The organism is Vibrio sp. S457-15 (assembly GCF_000960545.1).
Taxonomy (GTDB): domain Bacteria; phylum Pseudomonadota; class Gammaproteobacteria; order Enterobacterales; family Vibrionaceae; genus Vibrio; species Vibrio parahaemolyticus.
Genome location: NZ_JYOQ01000028.1, coordinates 285,115 through 312,102 on the forward strand (window position 1 = coordinate 285,115; position 26,988 = coordinate 312,102).

The following is a 26,988-nucleotide window of genomic DNA, read 5'->3' on the forward strand; positions in this document are numbered from 1 at the left end:
TAACAATGAAAACCAAGTCAGTATGTCTCACATTTTTAGCGCTTAGCCTATCTGCTGGCGCAATTGCAAAGCCGCTTGTTATCGCTCACCGCGGCGCTTCTGGTTATTTACCGGAGCACACTTTAGAAGCCAAAGCTTTGGCTTATGCAATGAAACCAGATTACATCGAGCAAGATGTCGTGATGACGAAAGACGATCAGTTAGTGGTGTTGCATGATCATTATTTGGATCGCGTCACGGATGTAGCGGAGCGTTTTCCTGATCGCGCACGCGAAGATGGTCGTTATTACGCGATTGACTTTACTCTGGCAGAAATCAAATCTCTGCGAGTCACTGAAGGGTTCAATATCGACGAAAACGGCAAAAAAGTCGCCGGTTATCCAACCCGATTCCCAATGTGGAAATCTGATTTCACTGTACCGACGTTTGCTGAAGAGATTGAACTGATCCAAGGCCTTAACAAGACGTTGGGTTACGACATCGGTATTTACCCGGAAATTAAAGCGCCTTGGTTCCATCGTCACGAAGGTAAGGACATTTCTAAAGCGGTGCTTAAAGTCTTGAAGCAGTACGGTTACGACTCGCAAGACGACAAAGTCTACCTGCAGTGTTTTGATGCGAATGAACTGCAACGCATTAACAGTGAGTTGATGCCCGCAATGGACATGGATTTAAAGCTCGTTCAGCTCATGGCTTACACCGATTGGAACGAAACTATGGTGTACAAAGGCGAGACAGCAATGCCATACAGCTATGATTGGATGTTCGAAGCCGACGGCATGAAGAAAGTGGCGAGTTACGCCGAAGGTATTGGACCTTGGAAGCCGATGCTGGTGGATGATAAGTCAACCAAAGACAATATCATCATCAAGCCGTTGATGAAGGCTGCAAAAGACGCCGGCTTACAAGTTCATCCATACACGTTCCGTGCTGATCCAGGACGCATTCCTGCGTACACGGACAGCTTTGAAGGCATGATGGATGTGTACTATAACCAAGTGAAAGTGGATGGTTTGTTTACTGACTTTCCAGATAAAGCAGTCAGCTTTTTAAATCAGTAATCAGCACTCACACATTTAAAAAATCCCCCAACAGTTTCCTGCTGGGGGATTTTTGTATTCTTATTAGTTGTTTTTATGCAGTTCGCTGTTCAGTTCAACCGCGCTCTTGTTTGCAAGACACTCGATTTGACCTGTCACAGAGTTACGACGGAACAGTAGGTCAGAAACACCAGCAAGGTCGCGTGCTTTCACCACTTCGACTTCTTGACCTGCAGAATCTAGCATGCGCACTTTAGAACCAGCAGTCACGTACAAACCTGACTCGATAGTACAACGGTCACCCATTGGGAAACCAAGGCCAGCGTTCGCGCCTAGTAGTGAGTTTTCACCAATAGAAACCACCACTTTACCGCCGCCAGATAGCGTACCCATGATCGATGCGCCGCCACCGATGTCAGAACCGTTACCAACAACCACGCCAGCAGAGATACGGCCTTCAACCATGCTCACGCCAGTTGTACCCGCGTTGAAGTTGATGAAGCCTTCGTGCATAACAGTTGTGCCTTCGCCAACGTGTGCGCCAAGACGTACGCGAGAAGTGTCTGCGATACGAACACCAGTTGGAACCACGTAGTCCACCATTTTAGGGAACTTGTCTACGCAATCTACGCTTAGCGTACGGCCAGCTAGGCGAGCTTCGATTTGACGCTCAGCCAGCTCAGGTAGGTCGATTGGGCCTTCGTTTGTCCATGCGATGTTGTGCAGCAGACCGAAGATGCCATCCAGTACCGTGCCGTGTGGCTTAACTAGACGGTTAGAGATAAGTTGAAGTTTTAGGAAGCCTTCAGCAACAGATTGTGGCTGTTCATCCGTAGCTAGAATAACCAGTACAAGCGGTTGTGCTGATTCTGCTGCTTTGGTTGCGAAAGATGCGTTTGCTGCATCGCCGTTAGCTTCGAATGCTGCCGCAAGTTCTGCACTTTGTGCCGCAGAGATCTCGATAGCTTGGTTGCCTTGCTCGTAACCTGCTACTGCAGCCAGTGCGTTAACAAGTGTGTCGCTTGGGTTAAGAACTGGGTTTGGGAAAAACGCTTCGATGATTTTACCGTCGCGGTTTTTAGTTGCCGTACCAAAGGCTAGAGAAAAGAAAGCCATAGTTGATCTCCATGTGTTGAGTCTTGTGTCTCGTCTGTTCACTGACAAGAAATAATTACGTTGTCAGCCATCATAAAGAGAGTATTGGGGAGTTTAAAGGGGGGAAATGGAGAAAGTCCGTAGATGGATACCTTTTGTCTTTTCGGAGATATGTCTGTCTGATGAGAAATGTGGCTACGAGGTGGTCTATTGGGAGAGTTTTGCTGAAATTAAGAAAAGGCAGTTTCTTGTCTCGGATCTAGAAAGAAAGGGCGTTCTTTCATTATGCTCTATGCTTTCAGGCATAAAAAAACGCCACAAGATGCGGCGTTATTTGAAGGGCAGTCATTGGGTTATGCTGCGTCTTCTTGCTGTTCTTCTTCAACAGCTTCAAGCTTCTTTGCTTTTTTTGGTACAGGTTTGCGTTTTGCACCGATTGCGTAAAGCAACTCTTCTTTGTTTTGCGCGAGGAACATTGCAAGATCTTCTTGCTTGCCTTCGTCTTCTAGAAGTTCACTTTTACCTAGCAGCGTGAATAGTTCATCTGCCATATCCAGCATTTTGTCGTATGCGTCAGCTTCCGCTTTAGAGGTAAAAGTCATTTTCTCTTCTCCATTGCGTTCTACCACGTACTTGACGATTACAGCCATGGTTGGTCCCCTAATTTGGTGTATTGATACTGGCTTTTTATACAGTTTTTGACCAATCAAGTCTAGCGACAAGCCCCAGAATGAGAGACACGTACAACTAACTGACTAGCATTTAAACTATCTTGGTTTCACTTTGCGGATTTATTCCCCAAAGGAAGGTTGGTTGGTCGTTCCCAATCTTGGCAAAATTCGATAAACGTTTTGAGCAATGGGCTTTGATATTTCTCTTTATGAACCAGTAACCAGAAGCGGCGTTTCATATCTAAAGGCATGTCGAGCAGTTTTACACGACCGTCACGAATAGCAGGTTCTGCAGACAAGCGTGACAAGCAGCCTAAGCCCAGCCCAGCAGATACTGAGTTGATCAACGCTTCGGTGGTATTGAGCTGAAAAGCTTCATGCCAATGTTCCAAGCGCGGCGCGACAACGCGCATAAAAAATTCGCGTGAACCAGATCCCGCCTCTCGTAATATCCATTCACTGTTTTCTAGCTCGGTTAAGTTTACTGGCCCTTCGTGCGCGGCTGGGTAATCGGGCGCGCAAATCACGCACATTTCATCTTCGCTAAACTGGGTAGACTGCAATTCAGGGTGAAGTGTTTTGCCTTCAATGAGGGCTATGTCTAACTCGTAATCGGTCAGCATGTCGCAGATTTGTGCGGAGTTAGAAATGAACAGGCTTTGAGAACGATGGTTCGTTTGCTGACGAAATTCGCTAAGCAAATAGGGCGCGACTTGGTTGCCAATGGTGTCGCTGGCACCAATGCGAAGTTGGCCCGATAGCGCTTGGTCACCATCGAAAATGCTCTCGATGTCCTTGGCTCGGTTGAGTAATTCATCCGCCAGTGGCAGTAGCTTTTGGCCTTCTTGGTTCAAAATCAGTCGGTTATTAACACGATCAAACAAGTGATGGCCGATCTGCTTTTCTAATTCTGAGAGTGCCATGCTCACAGCGGCTTTTGATAAAAAGAGACTATCAGAAGCTGCTGTGAGCGTTTTGTGCTGCGTGATCGTCGTAAACACTTTCAGTTGTTTAAGAGAAATGTGACTTGCCATATCCCACCGTTAAGTAATTTTGAACGTTTGTTTTAAATAATTAGATATATCGGAACGAAGTGCAAGCGTATTATACGCTCCATCAAGAGTGAGTCTGGTTGAGGTCATCATGATTCAAAGAACAAAAGCAAAAGTAATGGGAGCACCAACTCCGATGGCGGGTTTGGCTCTTGGTATTGCAAGCTTAGGCTGGAGTTGGGAAAACTTCGCCGAATTACATGGCTACGGACAGTGGATTAGTGCGGGTATCGCGAGCGTATTGTTGGCTATATTGGCAACCAAGTTTTTGCTACATAACCATCTATTGAGACAAGATCTTGCTCATCCGGTTGTGGGCAGCGTGGTTCCGACATTTGCGATGGGCACTATGGTGGTATCGAACTCTCTCGGCCATTTTTACCAATTGGCTGGTGATGTACTTTGGCTGATTGCAGTGGTTCTGCACATCGTGTTCTTGGTGAGCTTTGTTTACCATCGCGCCAAAGATTTTGAATTGCACCACATGGTTCCTAGTTGGTTTGTACCGCCTGTGGGTATCATCGTTGCGGATGTGTCTTTCTCTGGCAACCCGATGTTAGCACCAGTGGCACAAGGTGCATTGATGTTTGGTATGGTGGCGTATGCGATCATGTTGCCGATGATGATTTACCGTTTCATGTTTACCCATGAAATTCCGGATGCAGCGAAACCAACAATGGCAATCATGGCAGCGCCAGCAAGTCTATCATTGGCAGGGTACTTAACGGTCACTGCGACACCATCACCAGTGATCATCGCTATGCTATTTGGTATCGCGGTATTGATGACAGCTATCATTTACCTCGCATTCTTTAAATTGCTTAGACTGCCATTTAGCCCAGGCTATGCGGCGTTCACTTTCCCGATGGTGATCGGTGCGACGGCGCTGTTTAAAATGGCGAATTGGATGGAGTTGCAAGGATTGGCTGCACACTATGTGCAACAAGTGCGCGGCTTAGCTGGTCTTGAGTTGATTGTGGCAACATTTGTTGTCTCTTATGTGGCTTTACAGTACATCAACAACTTGTTGATTCAGCCACGCTTGATGCACGCTCATCACGCTTAAATAGCTGATAGGGAAAAGCCTCTTGGTCTTACAACCAAGAGGCTTTTTTATTTCAATCGGCGTCGATGTTGGACGCTAGCCTTTTTTATAAAATCGCGACATCTCATCCAGAGAATGACGAATGATATCGACAGGAACTTTCTGTTCTTTCTCGACTTTTAATTGGCGATTCAGTTGCTGAGAGTGCCCGCCAGGATTGACCACAAGCATCAGTTCTTTGCCGACCAATGCATAGTTGTAGTAGCTGCCAGCAATATACCAATCGCGAGGGGCAGAGCTATCAAACAAGTTATGACCAACACTGTATGAACTCGTTGTGCCTTGAACGTCAAACAGCGTATTCATCATGGTTGGCACGACGTCAAAATGGGTCGTGCGGTAATTAATTTGCTCTGGTTGACGATTTGGCATGTACACGTAAAGAGGCACATGTACTTGAACGTCACTGTAGTTACCCGTATGGCCCCAGTAGTTCATCTTATGATCATTAAACTCTTCCCCATGATCAGATGAAATCACCACAATGGTATTGTCTAAGTCGACGTTTTTCAGCACTTCACCAATCAAGCTATCGATGTAGTACAACGAGTTCTTGTATCGATTGTGGTAAAGCGAAGCGTCAAAATCATTGTTGAGCAAAATGTGGTCAACGCGTTCCCAGTATGGTTTGAATTTCGCAAATTCAGCTTCAGGAAACACCGTGCCGTGGGCGGCATCGTAGAACAGGAAACCAAAGTACGGTTTGTCGCTGTCCTGCTTTTGGAACTCGATGAACTTGTCTGTGATCTGCTGATCGCGCTCGACCGCCGTTTCCCCGGTTTGTTTCAGAGTCAAGTCCGATACTTTTTTGAATACCGTACGAGAAAGTGGCGGGCTGGTGAGCGGTGCCGAGCCAAAAATGCCCATGCGGTAGCCTTCTGCTTGCAGCGTATCCATAAAAACAGGAGAGCGTTGGCTTGCGTAAAAGCTTTCCCAGTAGGTCGCTGGCAAGCTGTAAAACAGGCTGAAAATACCCGCTTGAGTTGAGTTGCCGCCGCTCATATGTTGTGTGAAATTCACCGTTTTTTCGGCGAACTTGCTGACATTTGGCATGACTTCCGGCGTCGCATCACTGTAGCGCCACGCGTCAACCAAGATAAACAAAACATTGGGCTGCTTCTCTTTGCTTTGCACTTGAATGGGTGCAAGCGGGTAGTTGAGTGAGCTACGTTCAATATTGGTTAACTCTACGCGGTTCTTCGATGCAATGTTCTCATCCACTAGGTCGTGTTTGTAAATAAATTTACGAGCCGTCAGCGGGTAGTAAAGTGGCCAGTTATTCGAAAACTGACTGACTTCATCGTCGTAAAGCGCGTTTTTGTACGCATGAATCATCTGTGTGCTGAGCAATACAGCAAACCAGACGCTGCTCAAAACGAACTTAGCTCGGCTTTGTGCCAGTTTATTACTTACCCAAACGGTACAGGCGAGCCCGATCACCAGAACGGCAACTTCACTGACGAAGATAAGCCAACTCATCCACGAAATATCGAAGACATCACCACCTCCTTCGAAAAACATACGGATTAATAGGGCGTTGATGTGAAGTTTGTATTGCTGAAAAACGAGGATATCGACTTTAAACATGATCAATAGACAGATCGCTATAGCGATCACGATGCCTTTGAATGCTCGAGTCGGTAGAAAAGAGAGCAATAAACTCAACAACATAAATGGAAGAGCGATCAAGCCCAGCCAGCCATATTGAGTCGAAACCAAATAGTAACCTTGCAACAAGGTTAGTGGTTCATTCTGATTGTTAGACAACACAAAAGGATAACAAGCGATCGACAGATACACTGCAAAGCAAGCAAAAAAAGCAATCAGCCAAGCGCTGTTGGAAGACAGTTTGCGAAACATACTTTTTATATATTTATAAATTATAGGTAGCAAGAGTATAAAACAGTGTTTTTTATTATGGAATAGTTGCGAGTAACGTCACATTTTGTATGGCTGTGTAAGATTTTGCTTACGCCTTGAAAAGGTGATGTTTTCTGTCCATTTTGAGCGATATGTAACCTTTTACTTTTTCAGAACGCGAGATCACTGCGGGTTTAAATGGGGCTGTGCTAAGCTAGCTAACAGTTTCAATCGGCGCTCGGTATTCCCAATTTGTTTACTGTTTATCACTCCAACCAAGTTGACGTTCTTAAATCACTCCTTGTTGAACTGATTCGAATCAGTCCGCTGGAAAACCCGTTCGAAAAAGAACAAATTCTGGTTCAAAGTCCGGGCATGTCCCAGTGGCTAAAAATGGAATTGGCCAAAGAGTTTGGTGTTGCCGCGAACATTGATTTTCCGCTCCCTGCAACCTTCATTTGGGAAATGTTTACGCAGGTGTTGCCAGACGTGCCAAAACGCAGTGCGTTTAACAAAGAAGCGATGACGTGGAAGTTGATGCATCTGCTTCCTGGGCTTCTTAACCAAGACGTGTTTTCGCCGTTAGCGCAGTACCTCAAAGATGACAGTGACCACTCTAAGCTGTATCAGCTGGCTGAGAAAATTGCCGATATTTTCGATGGTTACTTGGTGTATCGTCCGGAATGGATCGCAAGTTGGGAAGCTGGGCAGAGTGTGGCAGAGCTGGAAGATGAGCATCCGTGGCAGCCGATCTTATGGCAAGCGTTGTACGATCACACTGTGTCATTAGGACAGTCTCCTTATCACCGTGCCAACCTTTATGAGCACTTTATCGACACGTTAGCGAGTTTTAACGGCAATTTTGACCATTTACCCAAGCGTTTGTTTGTTTTTGGTATTTCCTCGTTACCGCCTCGCTATATGGATGCGCTAAAAGCAATTGGTGAGCATATCGATGTGCATCTGATGTTCACTAACCCGTGTCGCTATTACTGGGGTGAAGTTCGAGATCGCAAGTATCTTGCTCGTTTGGCGGCGAAACATCGTCAGCACGTTGTGTGGCGGGACGATCACTCGGAAGTGCAAGGTGAAACTGAGCAACTGAAAGGCTCATTGGAAGATAATGTGATCGATGAGCTACACACCGATGTGGTCGGAAACAGTCTGTTGGCGTCCATGGGTAAACTCGGGCGTGACAATATGTATCTGTTGTCTCAGCTGGAATCTCATGAAATCGAAGCGTTTGTTGATGTTGAGCGCGACAGTCTGCTCCATCAATTGCAAGCGGATATTCTCAATCTCGAAGAACATCAAGATGACCAACAGATTGAAAACAGTCATCACAAACAAGTGGTTAGCTTGGGTGATAAATCACTGAGCCTACACGCTTGTCACAGCCCGATGCGTGAAGTGGAAGTGCTGCATGATCAACTATTGGCGATGTTCGATGCTGACCCAACGTTAAAACCGCGCGATATTATCGTGATGGTCGCGGACATCAACGCTTACAGCCCTGCGATTCAGGCGGTCTTTGGTAACGCTCCGGGTGAGCGTTTTATTCCATATTCGATTTCTGACCGAACCGCCGATCAAGAGAGCCCAATTCTGGCCGCATTTATGCAGTTGGTGAACTTACCCAATACGCGCTGTTTGGCATCAGAACTACTCGAACTTCTGGAAACTCCGGCGATATTAAAGCGTTTTGAACTCAGCGAAGATGATTTCTTACAAGCCAAACAATGGGTTGAGGAATCGGGGATTCGCTGGGGATTGGATGCCAATACCGGACGCGAATTTGAACTGCCGGAAACCCGTCAAAACACGTGGCAATTTGGTATTCAACGCATGTTGCTCGGCTATGCGATGCCAGAATCCGCAGGCTTGTTTGAAACCGAGCAAGGTAGTTTATCTCCGTACAACGAAGTGCAAGGCATGGGTGCAGAGCTTGCGGGCAAGTTGGCACACTTTATCCAACAAATTAGCACTTATCGAAGCAAACTTTCTCATGTTCAGACTATTGATGGTTGGCGAGAGACTTTGGTTTCACTGCTGGATGACTTCTTCTCAGTTGAGTTAGAAGGCGAAATGGCGCTCAAATCCATTCGCGATACGCTCAGCCAACTCAAAGAGCAATTAGCTGATGCCGCATTTGATGATGCGTTGTCGCCGTCGATCATCAGCCAATACCTTCAAAACAAATTATCTGGCACACGAGTCAGCCAGCGCTTCCTGGCTGGTCAAGTGAACTTTTGTACCCTGATGCCGATGCGCTCTATTCCGTTTAGAACCGTTTGTCTACTGGGGATGAATGACGGCGTGTACCCACGCTCCATGCCGCCAGAAGGCTTTGACTTGATGACGGGAAGAACCAAGCGGGGCGACCGTTCGCGCCGAGATGATGACCGTTACCTATTCCTCGAAGCGATGTTGTCTGCACAGCAAACGCTCTACATCAGCTATGTTGGCCGTTCAATCCAAGACAACACCGAGCGAGTGCCTTCGGTTCTGGTTTCTGAGCTGATGGAATACTGCCACCAAAACTATTGTTTAAGTGGTGATGAAGCGTTGCCCGTTGATGAGTCTGGCGACAACTTATTAAACGCGTTGGTGAATACCCACTCCATGGTGCCGTTTAGCCCAAGTGCGTTCCAAGGCATGCACGCCAGCTACGCGAAAGAGTGGATTCCAGCAGCATTGACTCAAAGTAGTCAATCGCAAGGCTATGTTCGTCGTGATTTTAATCGGGCATTAGACGACTATCTGTTAGGAGCGACGTTCCCGCTTGAGCTCGACTTAGTCGAGTTGCAACGTTTCTGGCGCTTACCTGTGCAGTATTTTTTCAATCGTCGTTTAAAAGTAATCTTTGAACCGCCACTGCCGGTGATGGAAGACGACGAACCCTTTGTTTTAGGTGGTTTGGAAAGTTATCAAATGCGTGATGAGCTGTTAGAAACCTTGCTTGAAACGACATTGATGCAGCCAGAGAAAAAAACAGAGGTGCTTAAACACTTTATGAGTCAACAGCGCGCGCAAGGCAAACTGCCGGTGGGGGCGTTTGGTGATATCGAGTTTGAAACCAATCGAGTTCAGGCGGAAGAGCTGGTGGACAAACTGGCGTTTTTATCTGGTGCGCCTCAAGACGATTTGGAAATCGACCTGACGTTTGATTCCTTGTTTGAGCGAAATGAAGGCGAAGAGAAAAACGTTCGCCTAACAGGTTGGCTAACCCAGTGTTACCAATCTGGGTTGATTCGTTACCGAAGCGGTAAGATTCGCTCGCAGGATTACCTTGCAGCGTGGATCGATCACCTTGCCATGTCGGCGTCGGGTTATGCCAAGAAAACTCATCTGATTGGCTACGATCGTAAAGAAGGCGCGCTGCATTTGATCTACCCAGAAATTGCCGATGCGCAGTATGCCAAACAGCTACTGACTGAATTAGTTCGCTTGTTCTTCGAAGGCATGACTAAGCCTTTGCCTTATTTCCCGAAAACGGCGTTGGCTTGTGTTGAAGCGGGCTTTAGCCGCGGTCAGTGGGTCGATGACGAAGATAAATCTTTGAAGAAAATGGCTGACGCATTCAATGATGGCTTCATGAGCCCGGGCGAAGGCAATAATGCGTACATCTCTCGAATTTGGCCTGCTTGGAATGATGAGTTGGCCTCAGAAGTTCGTTTGCTGACAGCATTAGTTTTGCAAGGTGCGCGCTTAGCGGTTCAAGACGCTGATGACGTAAAAGCGTAATAAAGACAGTTGGATAAAGAGAAGGAAGAGTAGGGTGGCCGCCAGAAAATCATTATTTTTTGTAGGGCGTTCGCTGTACGGCCACAAGGTCAGAGGGACCATGATACTTTTGTTTAATTCATTTGAGTTGTGCCGCCAAAAAGGTTTGGCGTATCTCGTGGGGCGCATACTAACGGTACGTCTTATGGATAACCGTGAGAAAGATCTCACAAAGCTCTAAATTATCCAACTTGTTAAACATATTAATAGAATTTTTAACTATAGATCACATTTATTAGGTGATACGTCCTAGTAAATAATCCGGAGAGATTCAGCGTTATGGATCAAATGTCAGGTGCAGAGTGTCCTCTACATACGTTAGACCGCACAGAGCAACCTCAACCAACGCCACTAGAACCGATGACGTTTCCTCTGCATGGTGCGAGGTTAATCGAGGCATCAGCAGGTACAGGTAAAACCTTCACTATTGCAGGTTTATATCTGCGCCTTTTGCTTGGTCACGGCAACGCGGAAACTCGACATCGCGTACCGCTTACGGTCGACCAAATTCTGGTCGTAACCTTTACCGAAGCGGCAACTGCGGAATTGCGCGATCGTATCAGGGCAAGGATCCATGACGCGCGAATCGCGTTTGCGCGTGGACAGAGTTCCGATCCGGTGATCCAACCTTTGCTTAATGAGTTTGACGATCACAAGCAAGCCGCAGAAATTTTATTGCAGGCAGAGCGTCAGATGGACGAGGCGGCGGTCTACACCATTCACGGTTTTTGCCAACGTATGCTAACGCAAAATGCGTTTGAATCTGGCAGCCGATTTAATAACGAGTTTGTGACCGATGAAAGTCACCTAAAAGCGCAAGTTGTAGCCGATTACTGGCGCCGAAATTTCTACCCGTTGCCATTTACCTTGGCTGGAGAAATTCGCCAGCTATGGAGCTCTCCATCTGTGTTGTTGTCTGACATCAGCAATTACTTAACCGGTGCGCCGTTAAGCCTTTCTGTTCCTGCAATGAAAGGCAGTTTGGCTGATCTTCATACTGAAAATTTGAAAAAAATTGATGAATTAAAAGCACAGTGGCGAGAAAGCCAAGATGACTTCTTAACGCTGATTTCAGATTCAGATATTAACAAACGTAGCTACACCAAAAAGTCTCTGCCGACGTGGTTGGAGGCGGTAAACGCTTGGGCAGCAACGGAAACCACAGGTTACGATTATCCAGACAAGCTGGAGAAATTCGCGCAAAACGTCTTGTTGGAAAAAACACCGAAAGGCAGTGCGCCGCAGCATGCGGTATTTGAAGCCATTGAAACATTTCTTGCCAACCCAATCAGCTTAAAAGCGCCACTGCTTGCTCATGCGATTGAACATTGTCGTGTGATGCTGGCTAACGCGAAAAATCAAAAACAGTGGCTCTCTTTCGATGATTTGCTGACGCAACTTTCTGCTTCTATCGATACGGACGAAAGCGAGCTTTTAGCGGCGCGTATTCGTACTTTGTATCCTGTCGCAATGATTGACGAGTTCCAAGATACCGACCCGCTTCAATACAGTATTTTCAGCCGTATTTATCTGAACAACCCGGAATGTGGTTTGTTTATGATCGGTGACCCCAAGCAGGCGATTTATGGCTTTCGTGGCGCAGACATTTTCACTTATATCAAAGCGCGTAACCAAGTAAGTGCCCACTACACGTTAGGAACCAACTGGCGTTCAAGTGCCGATATGGTGCAGGCGGTAAACCAAGTATTTGCTTTGCCAGACAGTCCATTTATCTATGATTCGGATATTCCGTTCTTACCCGTTAAGTACAGTCCCAATGCCGAAAAACGCATTTGGACTATGGGTGGCCAAAAGCAACCCGCGCTGACTTATTGGTTGCAAGAAGCGGACGATAAACCGCTACCAAAAGGCGAGTATTTGACTCGAATGGCAGAGGCGGCCGCAAGCCAAATCCAAACTATTTTGACGCAGGCTCAACAGGGGCAAGCGTGTCTGGTGAATGGCGAAAAACAGAAAGCGGTTCAAGCGGGCGATATCGCGGTGTTGGTTCGAACAGGTAGTGAAGGTCGAATGATCAAACAAGCGCTAGCAGACCAAGGTATTGCCAGCGTGTACCTGTCTAACCGAGACAGCGTGTTTACCAGTTCGGTGGCACAGGATTTACAGCGTTTGCTGCAAGCGGTGCTGACTCCAGAAAATGATCGTGCGCTGCGTGCAAGTCTTGCCTCTGAGCTGTTTGCCCTCGATGCAGCAAGTTTGGATGCGCTTAATAACGATGAAGTCGTGTGGGAAAACGCCGTAAACGAATTCAAAGAATATCGCAAGCTTTGGGTTCAGCGTGGTGTGCTGCCGATGCTGCGCGCGGTGATCAGCAAACGCCATATTGCCGAGCGATTACTAGAAGAAGGTGCGAGTTCACAGGGTGAAAATGGTGAGCGAGTGCTTACCGATTTAATGCACATAGGTGAACTGCTTCAACAAGCCAGTAATGAACTGGACAGCGATCACGGTCTGCTGCGTTGGCTCGCTCAGTCGATCAGTGATGCGGAAAACGGTTTGGGCGGCAGTGATGACCAAATCCAACGTTTAGAATCGGAACGTAATTTAGTGCAGATCGTGACTATTCACAAATCAAAAGGCTTGGAGTATGACCTCGTATTTCTGCCGTTTGTGTTCAGCTATCGAGAAGCCAGCGAAGCAAAATATTACGATGCAGCCAATGACCGCACGGTACTGGATATCACTGGCAACGATGCGTCCATGAAGCAAGCGGATAAAGAGCGTTTGGCGGAAGACTTACGCTTGATATACGTGGCACTAACGCGAGCTGTGTATGCGTGTTTTATCGGTGCCTCGCCTTTGCGCAATGGCCGTTCGACCAAAGAGCCAACCGGCGTACACCGCAGTGCAATTGGCTATTTGATTCAAAATGGTCAAGAAGGTGGCATTAACGATTTGCACCAAGGTTTAACAAAGCAACAAGACGAGCTTGATTGTGTCGTTGTGGCCGATCCGCCGCAGCAACTCGAAGAGAAGTACGTAGCACCACAAGAAGAAATACACGATCTTAGCGCGAAAGAACTGCAAAACCCTATCGACAGAAACTGGCGCATCACCAGTTATTCTGGCTTGGTCAAGCAAGGCTCTCATCACGCCGAGCATGATGCCACGATTGAGATTACGGGTTTTGATATCGACTCATCTGAAGAACAAGACGAAGCGGATTTGGTGGAGCCAGAGCGTTCTATTTTTACCTTCCCTCGTGGTGCGCGTCCGGGTACGTTCCTGCACAGCCTGTTTGAGGAAATTGAATTTACTCAGCCAGCCACGACGGAAGAGAATACACAAATCATCCTTGGCTTGATGGAAAGCGAACAGCTCGATGAAGATTGGTTGCCCATTTTACAGCAATTGATTGATACCGTACTCGCAACGCCGTTGGATGGTAAGTCTTTGCTGCTGAATCAAAAAGCACCGTCGCAACGTTTGGTGGAGATGGAATTTTTGTTGCCGATTGAAGTATTGTCTGCACCGGCGTTAAACCGAGTCATTCAACGTCACGATCCGTTGTCGGCGAAAGCGGGGGATTTAGGTTTCCAAACCGTGCAAGGCATGCTCAAAGGTTTTATCGACTTGGTGTTTGAACATCAAGGTAAATACTATGTGCTTGACTGGAAATCGAATCATCTTGGCGACGATGTGACGCACTACCATGGTGAGGCTCTGAAATCGGCGATGGCTGAGCACCGCTACGATTTGCAGTACCAGATTTATGCGTTAGCACTGCATCGTTTCCTACGCAGCCGATTGGCGAATTATCAATATGAGCAGCACTTCGGTGGTGTGTATTACTTGTTCTTGCGCGGTATGGATGGGCAGAGTGACCACGGCATTTTTGCCGCGAAACCAACTTTCGAGTTCTTACAAGAGATGGATCGTTTGATTGATGGTCAAGCACTTGAAGCGCGCTCAACTCAAGCCGGGCAGATGGAGCTACTTTAATGACGACAAATCACAATCTTCATTCTGGCCAAGATAGTCTATTGGTAGTGCTGGAACGCTTGGCGCACAAAGGCGCTATTCGTCAGCTCGACTACCAATTCGCCTGTTTTATTGATTCTCAAACGCATGATGAATCGTCGGACAGCCAAGCATTGGCGTTTATCGCTGGTGTTGTCAGTAGTGAGCTTGGTAAAGGACATATCTGTCTGTCTCTGTTCGATGCACAAGGGCAATCTACGGATTTAGCCAGTAAGTTAGGGCTGTTTGGTGAGTCGGCATTGGCGCTTAATACTCAGCTTCAAGGCATAGACTGGATTCAAGTATTACAAAATTCCAGCTTGGTCGGCGCGCAAGGAGAAGCCTTGCCGCTGATGTTCGATGGCGAGCGTCTGTATCTGCACCGCTATTGGCATTATGAAGTGACACTGGCGGAAAAGCTTAATCAGTTGGGCGCCGCAGTTAACTTGCAACCACAAGAGTTTGCGCGATTATCCGAGTTGCTCAACCATTTGTTTGCACGCCAATACCATTTTCTGTTTAACGCGTTAGGCAAAGCAGTAGAAGCGGGAAACAGCAACCAAGTGTTGCGTCAACAATTGGTGTGTGACCACCTTGATGTGGTCGTAAGCGAATCGTTGGATTGGCACGCCATTGATTCCGTGCTTAGCAATGCGCGCAAGGTTCAAGATTTGCAAACACTGGATGAACTCGTACCACTCTCAGCTTGTGTGAACTGGCAAAAAGTCGCGGCGGCGGTTGCGTTGACCCGTCGATTTGCTGTGATTTCTGGTGGCCCAGGTACGGGTAAAACGACGACGGTAACCAAATTGCTTGCCGCTTTGATTGAGCAGGCGACGCAAGAGAAAAATCTAACCATTAAGCTGGTGGCCCCAACGGGGAAAGCGGCGGCGCGATTAACCGAGTCCATTGGTAAAGCAGTGCAAGAACTGCCAGTTTCTCCGGAGCTAAAAGCCAAAATTCCGACTGAATCGAGCACCTTGCATCGATTGCTGGGCGCGATTCCTAATAGCGCAGAATTTCGTCACAACAAACAAAATCCACTGCATTTGGATATTTTGGTTATCGACGAAGCGTCGATGGTCGATTTGCCAATGATGTACAAAGTAGTCGATGCCTTACCGAAACATGCGCGGCTGATTTTGTTAGGTGATAAAGACCAACTTGCCTCAGTTGAAGCAGGGGCTGTGTTGGGTGATATCTGTTCGTTCCATGCATTGGGTTATGGCAAAGAGCAGGCGTCAGCCATCGCAAAACTGACGGGGTTCGGTACTTTAGCCCATACGGGTAACAGTGCATCTAGCATTGCCGATAGTTTATGTATGCTGCAAAAGAGCTACCGATTTGATGCTCGCTCAGGCATTGGTCAGTTGGCAAAAGCGGTTAACTCAGGTTCTGCTGCGAGCGTAGATAACGTCTGGGCGCGTGACTTTTCCGATATCGAACATTTCGCACTAAGTAGTCAACATTATAACCAAATGATGCAGACGTTGGTGCAGGAATACGGTCGTTACCTCAAACGCATTGGACAACAGGAAACTGATCCTAAAACCGGAGAGCCAGAGTCGCTAACGCACAAAGCCAAAGCGGTGTTAGATACCTTCAACCAATGCCGACTGCTGTGCGCGATCCGTGAAGGTGACTTCGGTGTGGCTGGGCTAAACCAACGCATCGAGAAAGCGCTCGCGGCGCGCAAGTTCATTCAGGTTCAGGATGAAATTTGGTATCACGGCAGACCCGTCATGGTTACGCGTAATGATCACGGTTTAGGTTTGTATAACGGTGATATTGGTATTTGTATGCGAGATGACAGTGAAGAAGAACCGCGTTTGAAAGTCTTTTTCGAGTTACCTGACGGCAGTGTGAAATCGGTCTTGCCAAGCCGAGTACCTGAACATGAAACGGCTTACGCCATGACCATCCATAAATCGCAAGGCAGTGAATTTGATTACACCCTTATGATTTTGCCACCAGACTTTAGCCCGATATTAACCCGTGAGTTGATTTACACAGGTATTACCCGCGCGAAAAAGCGCTTAGCTCTTTATGCCGAGCTCAATGTTCTGAAGCGAGGCATTAAGGTGAAAACGACTCGTGCGAGTGGGCTAGTACAGCGGCTTACTAACTAAAACAAGAAGACCGAGCTTATGGCTCGGTCTTCTTTTATGTACGTTGTGCAAAGGCATCGGTAAACGACACGCTGCGTATTTTGTATTGCTGTTGATAAGTAAGGATAAAGTCTCGAATGGCGTCATTCACCGGAAAAACACAGTGAACATCTAGGCCTTCTAAAAACTGATTGTCAGCCATATCCCAGAAACTTTGAAGCGAATTACAAATGATTGTTCTCATAACAGTGCTCGTCTCGGCTTATTGAAAGTCAGATTAACAACTGTCCTTGGTGTGCAATGCGGGCTAACTAGTTATCGACTGCCCAGCATTTTAGGGTGAAGGCTACGTATCATCACCTAGATCCATTTGCATTGGTTAAAAACCAATCACTAGCGCGCAGAGTATAGCCAACAGTGTGTATATTGAAAAGGTAAAAATGGAACTAAAATCAATGTAATGCTTTGCATATCTAAATTGATGGTATTACTGCTTATGATTCATGGTTTTATTATTGAGATAGTCGGAGCATGGCGTTCCAAACCTCGGATTGAGGATTCAGAACGCACCTGTTAATGATGTTGAGTTTGTTTATAAGTCTAACGCTAAGATTTTGGACTTACGCTGAAAGTTGTACAGCCCTTGCTTGGCTCCTGGCAAGTAATCGACTCCAACTTCGTAGAATCCTTGCTCTCTAAACCAATGCAGACTGTGGGTGGTAAGGACAAAAATCTGGTTGATGTTTTCTGATTTTGAACGATGCTTCATGTAGTTCAGCAGCAACAAACCTCGGTTGCCATCCCGATAGTCTGGGTGAATGGCAACACAGGCCATTTCAGCTTTTCGTTCTTCAGAATATGGGTATAAAGCCGCACATCCGATGATTAAGCCATCTTTTTCAATGATGGTGAATTTACCAATCTCTTGCTCTAGCTGTTCTCTCGAACGCCTGACCAAAATGCCTTGTTCTTCTAATGGATGAATCAATTCCAAAATGCCGCCGATGTCATCAATACCAGCTTGACGAACTTGCTCTGCGCTCGCCATGACGACTTGAGTTCCGATACCGTCAAACGAGAACAACTCCTGAATCAAAGCCCCATCTACTTTGTAGCTGATGAGATGGCTACGTGGGACGCCAGCACGACAAGCGGCGATGGAACCTTTGAGGAAACGCAAAGTGCCCGTGTTGTAATCGGAATCTGAAGCGTGGTTTTCTGAAAGCGTTTTGATGACGTGCTCTGCCTCGACAGGCAGCAACTCTGCGACGGCATTGCCATTGTCATCAATAACGCCTTGCTCTGAACAGAAGCCAATCAGTTTGTCTGCGCCCAATTTGATCGCCAGTTGCGTCGCGACTTCTTCAGAAAGTAAGTTGAAACACTCGCCAGTCACAGAACTTGCAATGGGGCCAAGCAGCACAATTGAGCCTTGGTCAAGCGTGCGATTAATCGCGTCGGTATCAATGCGGCGAATGCGTCCACTGTGGCAGTAATCGACACCGTCATCCACGCCAAGTGGTTGCGCAATGACGAAGTTGCCACTGACTACATTCAGTTGTGTGCCAGCCATTGGGGTGTTGTTTAAGCTCATTGAAAGGCGTGCGGTAATGGCTAGTTGAAGCTGCCCCGCAGCTTGCATAACTACCGATAGTGCCGCTTCGTCGGTAATTCGGATGTTTTTGTGGTATGGCGTAGTAAGGTCTTGTTTTTCAAGTAATTGATTGATTTGCGGACGAGCACCATAAACGACAACGACTTTGATACCTAAACTGTGCATCAAAGCAACATCATTGATTATATTGCCAAAATTATTATGGGCGACCGCTTCACCTCCCAGCATGATCACCATGGTTTTCCCACGGTGAGCGTTGACGTAAGGGGTTGATTGGCGGAATCCTTTTACGAGAGCGGTACTACGAATTTTCACTACAGCCATTCCTTGTGTTTATTTATGCTTAAATAATGTCTTTTTATTCAATTAATGGCAAGGCAATTTTTTGGAATAAAGCACAAACATCTGGAGTACGGCGCTTTGTCCAGTTTGGTTATGGAGGTTACAATACGCGCGTCTATTTCAAATAAGTGAACCTCATGTCTTCAGTTGTAAATAAGAATGCTGCGATCACTGCTCAAAACGAGTCTAATTCATCTACAAAATCGTCATTTCGTAAGTGGGCGGAACGTTCTCTCATGCTAATGGCAGTGCTGGGTACGGTCATTGTTTGTATGCTGTATGGCGATTTGATCACTCGGTACATTAACCCTCCCATCTCTAAATCAATAATTTATGGCCGCTGGGTTGAGCAAGATGTAGCCCCTTACTCGAGGGAAGAGTTTGTGCTTAGTGAAAGGGGCGTGACCGTTAATGGCTCGACGATTGCAACCGATTTTGAATTTGATGGCGATTCGTTCTCATACAAAGTCGGTTCGACCGTACGCCATTTTGATTTTGTCGGAAAACAACATACAGAAATGAAGTTGGATGCGCGGGCGCACTATCTTCCGGTCTTTCGTCTTGAAGGGCACGCTGGCATCGCCGTTCGTTAAATACTGTGTTTTCTATTTGAGCATTCGCCATTGCGCGAGTGCTCACATTCCTATCTTTTTTATATCCACATCAGTTCAGACATTGTCTGGACAATTTCGTAAATATTCTCCTGTTATCATGTTGTTCGTCTCGAAATGGATGAATTAACAACAAGTAAACGGATTGGCTTAGTGTTGAAACATTTTGTCGTCGCTTTTCAATTGCGTCGTTTGCATTTGTTTGCCATCCTTTTGCTATTCTTTTTTACGGAAAAATCACGTGTTAAAAAAACTCCTTCCTATTATTTCTTTGAGTCTGCTATTTGGTTGTGCTCAACAAAATGATCGCGCTCAGCAATATCTCGATGGTGAGTTCCCTCAGATCCTAAATAAAGTGGATGTAGTTGAGTCCAACAAACCACGCGATTTTACTGAGTTTAATAAGCAAGCTGAGCAAGTGGTGATGAAGTCACCATCCATGGCGAAGATTTACCAACCGCTTTACCAAAGACTGAGTGAGTGGGCGCAGCAAAGCGGAGACACCAGCGCGTTGAGTGCGTTTGGCATTCAAGCTGCGCAATTGGGTGGTGGTGATAAAAAAGGTAATGTGTTGTTTACTGGATACTTTTCTCCCGTGATGGAACTGCGTCATACACCAAACGACATTTTTAAGTACCCAGTTTACGGTAAGCCGAACTGCACATCAGATTGCCCAACTCGCGCGGAGATCTACAATGGGGCATTAGATGGCCAAGGTTTAGTGCTTGGTTATGCGCCAAATCGTATTGACCCGTTTATGATGGAAGTGCAGGGCAGTGGCTATGTGCATTTTGAAGATGATGATACGTTGGAGTACTTTGCGTACGCAGGGAAAAACAACAAAGCATACGTCAGCATTGGCCGCATTTTGATTGAACGTGGTGAAGTGCCGCGTGAAAAAATGTCCCTCAAAGCGATTAAAGAGTGGGTGATGGACAACGACGATGCGGCAGTGCGTGAGCTGTTGGAGCAAAATCCTTCTTACGTTTTCTTTGCACCAAAAGCGGAAGCGCCTGTAACAGGCTCGGCTGGTATTCCGTTGTTGCCAATGGCCGCTGTCGCGGGCGATCGTTCTATCTTACCAATGGGCACGCCAATCTTGGCGGAAGTGCCGTTGTTGAATGCCGATGGTACGTGGAGCGGTGCTCACCAACTGCGCATGCTGATCGTTTTAGACACAGGTGGTGCGGTAAAACAAAACCATTTGGACCTGTATCATGGCATTGGTGCGAGAGCAGGGACAGAAGCTGGTCACTACAAGCATTTTGGTCGAGTGTGGAAACTTGGGTTGGAAAACTCACCAACTCAAGCGCCTTGGGCTTTACCGCCAGAAAAGCTACAATAGCTCCCCAAGAAAGAAGAACCCCCTCTTATCTAGACATTTCATCAAAGAGTGCGTATAAATCGCACTCTTTGTTTTTCTATCGATCATCTGGACTTCAATATGCGTGAACTCGATACCCCTGCATCTGACAGCTACAACCAACGCTTTGGCGGCACACGTCGTCTTTATGGCAATAGTGAAGTGGACATTCTTCGCGCTGCACACGTTTGTGTGATCGGTATTGGTGGTGTAGGTTCATGGGCGGTAGAGGCGTTAGCTCGTACGGGTATTGGTGAACTGACGCTGATTGATATGGACGATGTATGCGTCACCAACATTAACCGTCAAATTCATGCGATGACGGGCAGCGTCGGTCAAAGCAAAATTGAAGTAATGGCCGAGCGCGTGAAATTAATCAACCCCGAGTGTAAAGTGAATCTGATTGATGATTTCATTACGCCAGACAATCAACATGAGTACTTAAGCAAAGAGTTTGATTACGTGTTGGATGCGATTGACAGCGTAAAAGCGAAAGCGTCTTTGTTGGCGTATTGCCGCAGCAACAAGATCAAAGTGATCACCACGGGTGGCGCTGGTGGTCAGGTCGATCCAACGCAGATCATGGTCGCTGATTTAACGAAAACGATTCAAGATCCTTTAGCTAAGAAAATCAAAGACAATTTGCGTCGTCATCATAACTTCCCTAAGAATCCGGCTCGTAAGTTTGGTATTGATTGCGTGTTTTCAACCGAGCAGCTGAAGTATCCTCAAGCAGACGGTTCAGTGTGCGGTGTGAAGTCGACAGCGGAAGGTCCAAAACGCATGGATTGTGCTAGCGGATTTGGTGCGGCAACTGTCGTAACCGCGACGTTTGGCTTTGTTGCGGTATCGCGAATTGTTGAGAAGCTGATTCAAAAACACAAGAAGTAGTTCAGCCAAAAAGCATCAAACAGAAGGGCACATTATGATCGATTTTCCTGCATCTCCATTTGGAACAGAAATCACCAGCGAAGATATTGTCGCAACGATGCAGCAATTTAAAGGCTGGGAAGATCGTTACCGTCAGGTCATTCAGTGGGGTAAAAAGCTGCCACAAATGCCAGAAGAGCTGAAATCAGAACAAGTTACAGTATCGGGTTGCGAAAGCTTGGTGTGGTTAGTGAGCCAAGCGCAAAATGGCGTGTGGCATTTTTGTGCAGATTCCGATGCGCGCATTGTACGCGGATTAATTGCGTTGGTGATGGCGGCTTATGACGGTAAAACGGCCGATCAAATTCAAGCGTTTGACATTGATGCTTATTTTGAGCAGCTGGGACTCATCGCGCATTTAAGCCCGTCACGTGGTAATGGCCTGAAAGCTATTGTTGAGCAGATTAAGCGCACTGCCGTGTAATGAGCCATTTCCCCAATTTTTAAAAAACGCCGAATAGCTTAGCTGTTTGGCGTTTTTTGTATCTGAGTTGATACGTTTTTTGCGTGTGAATAAAAGATACGCAAATAGTCGACTATTTTGACTTTAATTGACCTTTCTATTGATCCAGATTCAGTATATTGCCTACTTGGTTTTTATAGACTCAATTGTATTTAAAATTTGTCTATATTGGATAATAGACATATGCCCCATTCGCTTCTATTCCCCAATGTTGAAACACATTTGGAGGCGATTGGGTTACTTAGATACAAACGCTAGGAACCTCCCTGTATGCAATTCACCTTGGAACATGCGCAAGACGTGTTATCCGGAATGCCTGACCCCACTTTTTATTTTGAGTGAAGATGGTATCTATATTGATGTTTTTGGAGGAACAGACAAAAAAGCCTATCACGATGGAAGCAATTTGATAGGTAAGACGCTGCACAGCGTACTTGATAAAGAGCAAGCCGACTGGTTTATCGAACAGATCAATCGGTCACTCAATCAAGACTGTATTGTGACGATCGAGTACAAGATGTGCGCCGACAGCGTTCAGGGAATAGATGCGAATAGTGGGCCAAAAGGCGACCTCTATTACGAAGGGAAAATCTGTCCGCTCACTATAAACTATCAAGGTCGTCGCGTTGTTCTCATTCTTACCCGCAACATTTCCAACCGCCACCGAGTCGAAACCCTTCTTCGCCACCAAAGCCAAATTGACGCTCTCACAAACATCTACAATCGACGTGTTTTTTTCGAAAAGCTCACAGAAGAAGTCATTAAATCCCAAGAGCCTGACTACCAATCTGCTCTATTATTGTTTGATTTGGATTTTTTTAAAGTTATCAATGATAAACGTGGCCACGATGCGGGAGATTATGTCTTAGAGACATTAGCCGATTTGGTTTCTCACTTGTTGGTTAAAGACGAGATTTTTGCAAGAGTCGGAGGGGAGGAGTTTGCGATTATTCTGCCAGAAACCTCTCTATCGGCGGCGAAAGAAGTGGGAGAGGAAGTACGTTCCCATATTCAAAATTGCCAGTTTGAATTTAAAAAGGTCGAAATTCCGGTCACGGTGAGCGTGGGCGTGGTTAAAATAGGCAGAAATGAAACCACCAAACGCTTGTATGCGCATGCAGATGAAGCGCTTTATGTTGCGAAAAGAAATGGCAGAAATTGCGTGGCGACTCTGGATAGGCAGATGGAGTAACCTTGTTGGTTACTCCAAGTTGAAAGGTGGGCGTTATAACATGTCGGCGGCTTTTTCTACGGCGGCGATGAGTCTATCCACATCTTCAGCCGTGTTATAAATACCAAAAGAAACGCGTACCGTTCCTTTAACGTTTAGCGCATCCATCAATGGGTGAGCGCAGTGGTGTCCTGCTCGTACCGCAATGCCTTGTTGATCGAGCAGCGTCGCCATGTCTTGGTGATGAACGCCGTCCATTACGAACGTCAGTACAGAGGCATTCGGTTGATAGCCTAGAATATGGATGTCATCCAACGCGTTTAGTGCTTGGTAGGCCTTATCCTGAAGCGCATGGAGATGATCCTCGACTTCGTGATGGTCAAAACCTTGGTACCACTCAATGGCTTTCGCTAAAGCAATCGCGCCCGCTACGTTTGGTGTGCCCGCTTCAAATTTGCCAGGAAGTGATGAAAAGGTCGTTTTCTCGAAAGAAACGCGTTCAACCATTTTACCGCCGCCGTGCCATGGTGGCATAGCTTCTAACAACTCTAGTTTGCCGTATAGAACGCCAATACCTGCTGGCGCATAAAGCTTGTGACCTGAGAAAACGTAAAAATCGATATCTGATGCCGACAAATCTAGCTGCTCATGCACGATGCCTTGTGCGCCATCAACTACAACTACCGCACCAACGCTGTGCGCTAGCTCGGTGATCTTTTCGATAGGTTGGCGTGTGCCTGTTACGTTGGTTATTTGTGCGCACGCGACGATTTTGCATCGCTCAGAAATCAGCTGCTCAAACGCCTGTAAGTCAAACTGGCATTCAGCCGTCATTGGCACTTTCACTATTTTCGCACCAGTTTGTTCGGCTACAATCTGCCACGGCACGATGTTGGCGTGGTGTTCCATCTCGCTAATCAAGATTTCATCGCCCGGTTGTAAGGTGCTGCGAGCGTAAGTTTGTGCAATTAAGTTAAGTGCTTCGGTTGCGCCTCGCGTCCAAATGATTTCTTTAGAGCTGTTTGCACCAATAAACGTTGCTACGGCTTCGCGAGCGGCTTCAAACTGGCTAGTCGCGTTTGCTGTCAAACTGTGGCTACCACGATGCACGTTAGCATTTTGTACACTGTAGTAACGGCTAATCACATCGATCACGCACTGTGGTTTTTGTGTTGTTGCTGCGCTATCAAGGTAAACCAAAGGCGATTGGTTTACATCTTGATTTAGGGCCGGGAACTGTTCGCGTACAGCGTTTACGTCAAACATTACTCTTCACCAAATTCGTGATAATGCAGTGTTGGGATAGTGACTAGCGGTTCTGCGACCATCCATCCATGCTCTTTACCGGAAAGTTTGATAATGATTTCCATTGCGAACTCAAGTGCGGTTCCTGGTCCCTGACTTGTCAGTAGGTTGTGATTCACATCCATGGTGACACGTTTAGCTCGCCATTTGTCTTCAGGAATATGAGATTGGAAGCTTGGATGACATGTCATCAACGCATCTGGGTATAGGTTGTGATGTTGTAGAACCAAGGCTGGAGCTGCACAAATTGCCGCCACTAATTTACCTTCGTACATATGCTGTTTGAGGATTTCAATCATGACGGTACTGTCGCGGAAAGTTTCTGCCCCGCCCACGCCGCCAGATAATACAATGGCATCAAACTCGTCATCGGCAATATCAACCAGCTTGCAATCCGCGGTAAGTGTCACGCCTCTAGACGCTTTCATAGTCAGTGAACCATCGAAATCTGCGCTTGCGACCGTTACGTCATAGCCTGCTCGAACCATCAAGTCGATAACGGTGACGGCTTCCATTTCTTCGGTGCCCGGAGCGATCGGCACTAAGATTTTCTTACTCATTCTTCTGTCCAGCTTTGTTCTATTTGTTTGATGCGTTGGTAAAGTTCTAAATTCTCAGGTGTATTGATGCGATGTTTCTCTGCCGCTTTTAGCAAGTACCCAGTGATAAAATCAATTTCGGTCGGGCGCTGATGAAACACATCTTGCCTCATTGAAGAATAGTTCTCAGACGTTGCCCGCACCACTTGCATAATGGTTTCGAAAAGTACGTCGAACTTCGTCGCAACGTCTTCCTTATTCATCACTTCGACAAGTTCTTTCGTGATGTTTTTCAAGGTGTCTTGAAAATCACCGTGTGCAAGGTCGCCATTTTTACATTGATGCAATGCTGTAAGCGGGTTGATTGCACAGTTTATGGCGAGTTTGGTCCACAATGCGGCATTGATGTTTGGGTTCCAAACAACTTCTGGTAAAGCGTGCTGCATAACATCTTGCAAAAACTGGCATTGAGCGCCAGATGCATTAAAACCGCCAACTTGAGTGATGCCTTGCCCCGTGTGCATTACGAGTTCTTTATTCGGCTTATAAGCACCATGTGTTGTGGTTGCGATAACGACGGGATTTCCGGATAGCATCTCTTCTACCTGCTCGGCCGTACCCATACCATTGTGCATAAGCATAACAATGGCATCGCGATGAATGTGCTCAATAAGAGGTTTGAGTGCAGTGGTCACTTGCCACGCTTTCACCGTAACCAAAATCAAATCCGCTTGTTGTAAAGAGGGAATATGTTGATTAGGAAACTCCATTGCCGGTGAGTCATCAAGCGTAAGGGAGTGTTGCGGCTCAGACGTTCTGCCCCACACTGATACTTGGTGTCCTGCCAATTGAAATTTTGTTGCCCACAGTGAGCCAATGGCCCCCGGACCTAAAATGAGAATATTCACCAAACGCTCTCAGTAAAAAGGTTTGCTGCAAGGATAATGAGGGGAGAGAGGAAAGCAAATAAAAATGGCGCCAATTGGCGCCATTTTTGAGGAAACTTATCGGTTCAATTAGAACTTGTAAGTTACTGCTACGTAGTGACCTGCACCAGAAGATTCTGGTTTGTGACCCCATGGTAGAGCTTCGCCATCTTTGAAACCGTACACGTCTTTGTAAAGTTTTAGACCGTAACCAACTGCAAAGCGGTCAGAATGCCAGTAGATACCGTTGAACATTGCACCGCCGTTAGACGCTGTAGTGTTGAACTTGTTACCTTTGTCGTCATCCATACCGAATTGGTAATCGATGTAACCTTGGTAAGAAATGAATGAACCGTTCTCGAAGAAGAAGAATGGTTTGAACCAGTTAGTAGAAACTTGGAAACCGTTCCAATCTTTCTTGTTGCCATCGTAAGTACCGTATAGGTTTAGGCCGATTTTGCCTAACCAAGGTACCATCACGTCAGAACCTAGACCGATTTTTTGAGAGTTAACGTCAGAGTTACCGCCCCACTCCATTAGAGTAGAAACGTATAGCTCTTGAACAGGACCAAAAGATAGGTCTTTACCAGTTAGCGCGTCTAAAGACATACGTGGTGCGAATTTCATGAAGATTTTTTCGCCGCCAGCTTTGTCGCTGCCTGGGTCAGAAGCTAGGTTGAATACGTCAACGTAACCGTAAAGATCGAAAATACCAGAGCGACCGCCGAATTCCATCTCTAGGTAATCATGAGAAGATTCAGCATAACCTTTCTCATTGAATGCACCCATTAGGTTAAATTGCATCCACTTGTAATCGTTTTTGTGGATATCGCCGTCAGAGTAATCTGCAGCCAATACTGGAGCTGATGTAGCCGCTAGAAGGCTAAGAGCTAGAAGTGATTTACGCATAAGGGGACTCTCTATGTTTGTAATGATTCAGAACACGCAATCTGTGCTGCGCTTTCCAATTGGCGGGAATAATAGCGATAAAAATCGCAAATGAAAGTGATAAAGGGTGCAAAAATGAA

20 protein-coding genes are annotated in these 26,988 nt (G+C 46.5%); 10 read left to right on the forward strand and 10 right to left on the reverse strand.

Features of this window, described 5'->3' with window-relative positions:
* Window positions 1-5 precede the first annotated feature (5 nt).
* A complete protein-coding gene (glpQ, locus tag UF05_RS04140) occupies window positions 6-1,061 on the forward strand; it encodes a glycerophosphodiester phosphodiesterase (protein ID WP_045545034.1) in 1,056 nt (351 codons plus the stop codon).
* Between the two features lie 63 nt (window positions 1,062-1,124).
* Here the strand turns inward: glpQ and dapD are convergent, their stop codons facing one another.
* The 3 genes from dapD to UF05_RS04155 all read right to left on the reverse strand — a co-directional run bounded on the left by dapD (window position 1,125) and on the right by UF05_RS04155 (window position 3,840).
* Complete coding sequence (gene dapD / locus UF05_RS04145) at window positions 1,125-2,156, reverse strand: 2,3,4,5-tetrahydropyridine-2,6-dicarboxylate N-succinyltransferase (protein ID WP_005456577.1); 1,032 nt, start codon at window positions 2,154-2,156, stop codon at window positions 1,125-1,127.
* Window positions 2,157-2,488: 332 nt separating this feature from the next.
* The gene (locus UF05_RS04150; RefSeq protein ID WP_031853664.1) at window positions 2,489-2,785 is read right to left on the reverse strand and encodes a YebG family protein; all 297 of its coding nucleotides are present in this window, start codon (window positions 2,783-2,785) and stop codon (window positions 2,489-2,491) included.
* Window positions 2,786-2,913: 128 nt separating this feature from the next.
* Window positions 2,914-3,840: a LysR substrate-binding domain-containing protein gene (locus UF05_RS04155; protein ID WP_005482339.1), complete on the reverse strand. Its 927-nt coding sequence runs from the start codon at window positions 3,838-3,840 to the stop codon at window positions 2,914-2,916.
* Between the two features lie 109 nt (window positions 3,841-3,949).
* Here UF05_RS04155 and UF05_RS04160 point away from each other — a divergent pair, with 109 nt between their 5' ends.
* Window positions 3,950-4,924 (forward strand): TDT family transporter, encoded by a 975-nt coding sequence (locus UF05_RS04160; protein WP_045545035.1) that lies wholly within the window; start codon window positions 3,950-3,952, stop codon window positions 4,922-4,924.
* Between the two features lie 75 nt (window positions 4,925-4,999).
* Here UF05_RS04160 and UF05_RS04165 read toward each other — a convergent pair whose 3' ends face one another.
* On the reverse strand, window positions 5,000-6,823 hold the full coding sequence (locus tag UF05_RS04165) for a DUF3413 domain-containing protein (RefSeq protein ID WP_020841201.1): 1,824 nt from the start codon (window positions 6,821-6,823) through the stop codon (window positions 5,000-5,002).
* A 252-nt stretch (window positions 6,824-7,075) separates the two neighbouring features.
* Here UF05_RS04165 and recC point away from each other — a divergent pair, with 252 nt between their 5' ends.
* The 3 genes from recC (at window position 7,076) to recD (ending at window position 16,716) form a co-directional block, all read left to right on the forward strand.
* Window positions 7,076-10,567, forward strand: coding sequence for an exodeoxyribonuclease V subunit gamma (gene recC, locus UF05_RS04170; RefSeq protein ID WP_025632628.1), 3,492 nt, complete (start codon window positions 7,076-7,078; stop codon window positions 10,565-10,567).
* Window positions 10,568-10,894: 327 nt separating this feature from the next.
* Complete coding sequence (gene recB, locus UF05_RS04180; protein ID WP_045545066.1) at window positions 10,895-14,569, forward strand: exodeoxyribonuclease V subunit beta; 3,675 nt, start codon at window positions 10,895-10,897, stop codon at window positions 14,567-14,569.
* A complete protein-coding gene (recD, locus tag UF05_RS04185) occupies window positions 14,569-16,716 on the forward strand; it encodes an exodeoxyribonuclease V subunit alpha (protein WP_045545036.1) in 2,148 nt (715 codons plus the stop codon). The genes recB and recD overlap by 1 nt, the downstream gene beginning before the upstream one ends.
* Window positions 16,717-16,750: 34 nt before the next feature.
* Here recD and UF05_RS23950 read toward each other — a convergent pair whose 3' ends face one another.
* On the reverse strand, window positions 16,751-16,939 hold the full coding sequence (locus UF05_RS23950; RefSeq protein ID WP_011106047.1) for a hypothetical protein: 189 nt from the start codon (window positions 16,937-16,939) through the stop codon (window positions 16,751-16,753).
* A gap of 348 nt (window positions 16,940-17,287) precedes the next feature.
* Window positions 17,288-18,625, reverse strand: a complete 1,338-nt coding sequence (gene argA / locus UF05_RS04190) for an amino-acid N-acetyltransferase (RefSeq protein ID WP_045545037.1) — start codon at window positions 18,623-18,625, stop codon at window positions 17,288-17,290.
* A gap of 164 nt (window positions 18,626-18,789) precedes the next feature.
* Between argA and UF05_RS04195 the strand changes: the two genes are divergently transcribed.
* From UF05_RS04195 to UF05_RS04215, 5 genes are all read left to right on the forward strand, one after another.
* Window positions 18,790-19,245, forward strand: coding sequence for a DUF2850 domain-containing protein (locus tag UF05_RS04195; RefSeq protein ID WP_020841194.1), 456 nt, complete (start codon window positions 18,790-18,792; stop codon window positions 19,243-19,245).
* Between the two features lie 259 nt (window positions 19,246-19,504).
* Window positions 19,505-20,608, forward strand: coding sequence for a murein transglycosylase A (gene mltA / locus UF05_RS04200; protein WP_020841193.1), 1,104 nt, complete (start codon window positions 19,505-19,507; stop codon window positions 20,606-20,608).
* Window positions 20,609-20,707: 99 nt separating this feature from the next.
* Window positions 20,708-21,517, forward strand: a complete 810-nt coding sequence (gene tcdA, locus UF05_RS04205; RefSeq protein WP_045545038.1) for a tRNA cyclic N6-threonylcarbamoyladenosine(37) synthase TcdA — start codon at window positions 20,708-20,710, stop codon at window positions 21,515-21,517.
* A gap of 34 nt (window positions 21,518-21,551) precedes the next feature.
* Complete coding sequence (gene csdE, locus UF05_RS04210) at window positions 21,552-21,980, forward strand: cysteine desulfurase sulfur acceptor subunit CsdE (protein ID WP_005494187.1); 429 nt, start codon at window positions 21,552-21,554, stop codon at window positions 21,978-21,980.
* Between the two features lie 271 nt (window positions 21,981-22,251).
* Window positions 22,252-23,211, forward strand: a complete 960-nt coding sequence (locus tag UF05_RS04215) for a GGDEF domain-containing protein (RefSeq protein ID WP_228084308.1) — start codon at window positions 22,252-22,254, stop codon at window positions 23,209-23,211.
* 33 nt (window positions 23,212-23,244) lie between these two features.
* Here the strand turns inward: UF05_RS04215 and csdA are convergent, their stop codons facing one another.
* From csdA to UF05_RS04235, 4 genes are all read right to left on the reverse strand, one after another.
* Window positions 23,245-24,456, reverse strand: coding sequence for a cysteine desulfurase CsdA (gene csdA / locus UF05_RS04220; RefSeq protein WP_031818141.1), 1,212 nt, complete (start codon window positions 24,454-24,456; stop codon window positions 23,245-23,247).
* Window positions 24,456-25,055, reverse strand: a complete 600-nt coding sequence (locus UF05_RS04225; protein ID WP_005494195.1) for a DJ-1 family glyoxalase III — start codon at window positions 25,053-25,055, stop codon at window positions 24,456-24,458. The genes csdA and UF05_RS04225 overlap by 1 nt, the downstream gene beginning before the upstream one ends.
* The gene (gene panE, locus UF05_RS04230; protein ID WP_045545039.1) at window positions 25,052-25,942 is read right to left on the reverse strand and encodes a 2-dehydropantoate 2-reductase; all 891 of its coding nucleotides are present in this window, start codon (window positions 25,940-25,942) and stop codon (window positions 25,052-25,054) included. Before panE ends, UF05_RS04225 begins: the two co-directional genes overlap by 4 nt.
* 108 nt (window positions 25,943-26,050) lie before the next feature.
* Window positions 26,051-26,869, reverse strand: coding sequence for a nucleoside-specific channel-forming Tsx family protein (locus UF05_RS04235; protein WP_005456639.1), 819 nt, complete (start codon window positions 26,867-26,869; stop codon window positions 26,051-26,053).
* Window positions 26,870-26,988 lie beyond the last annotated feature (119 nt).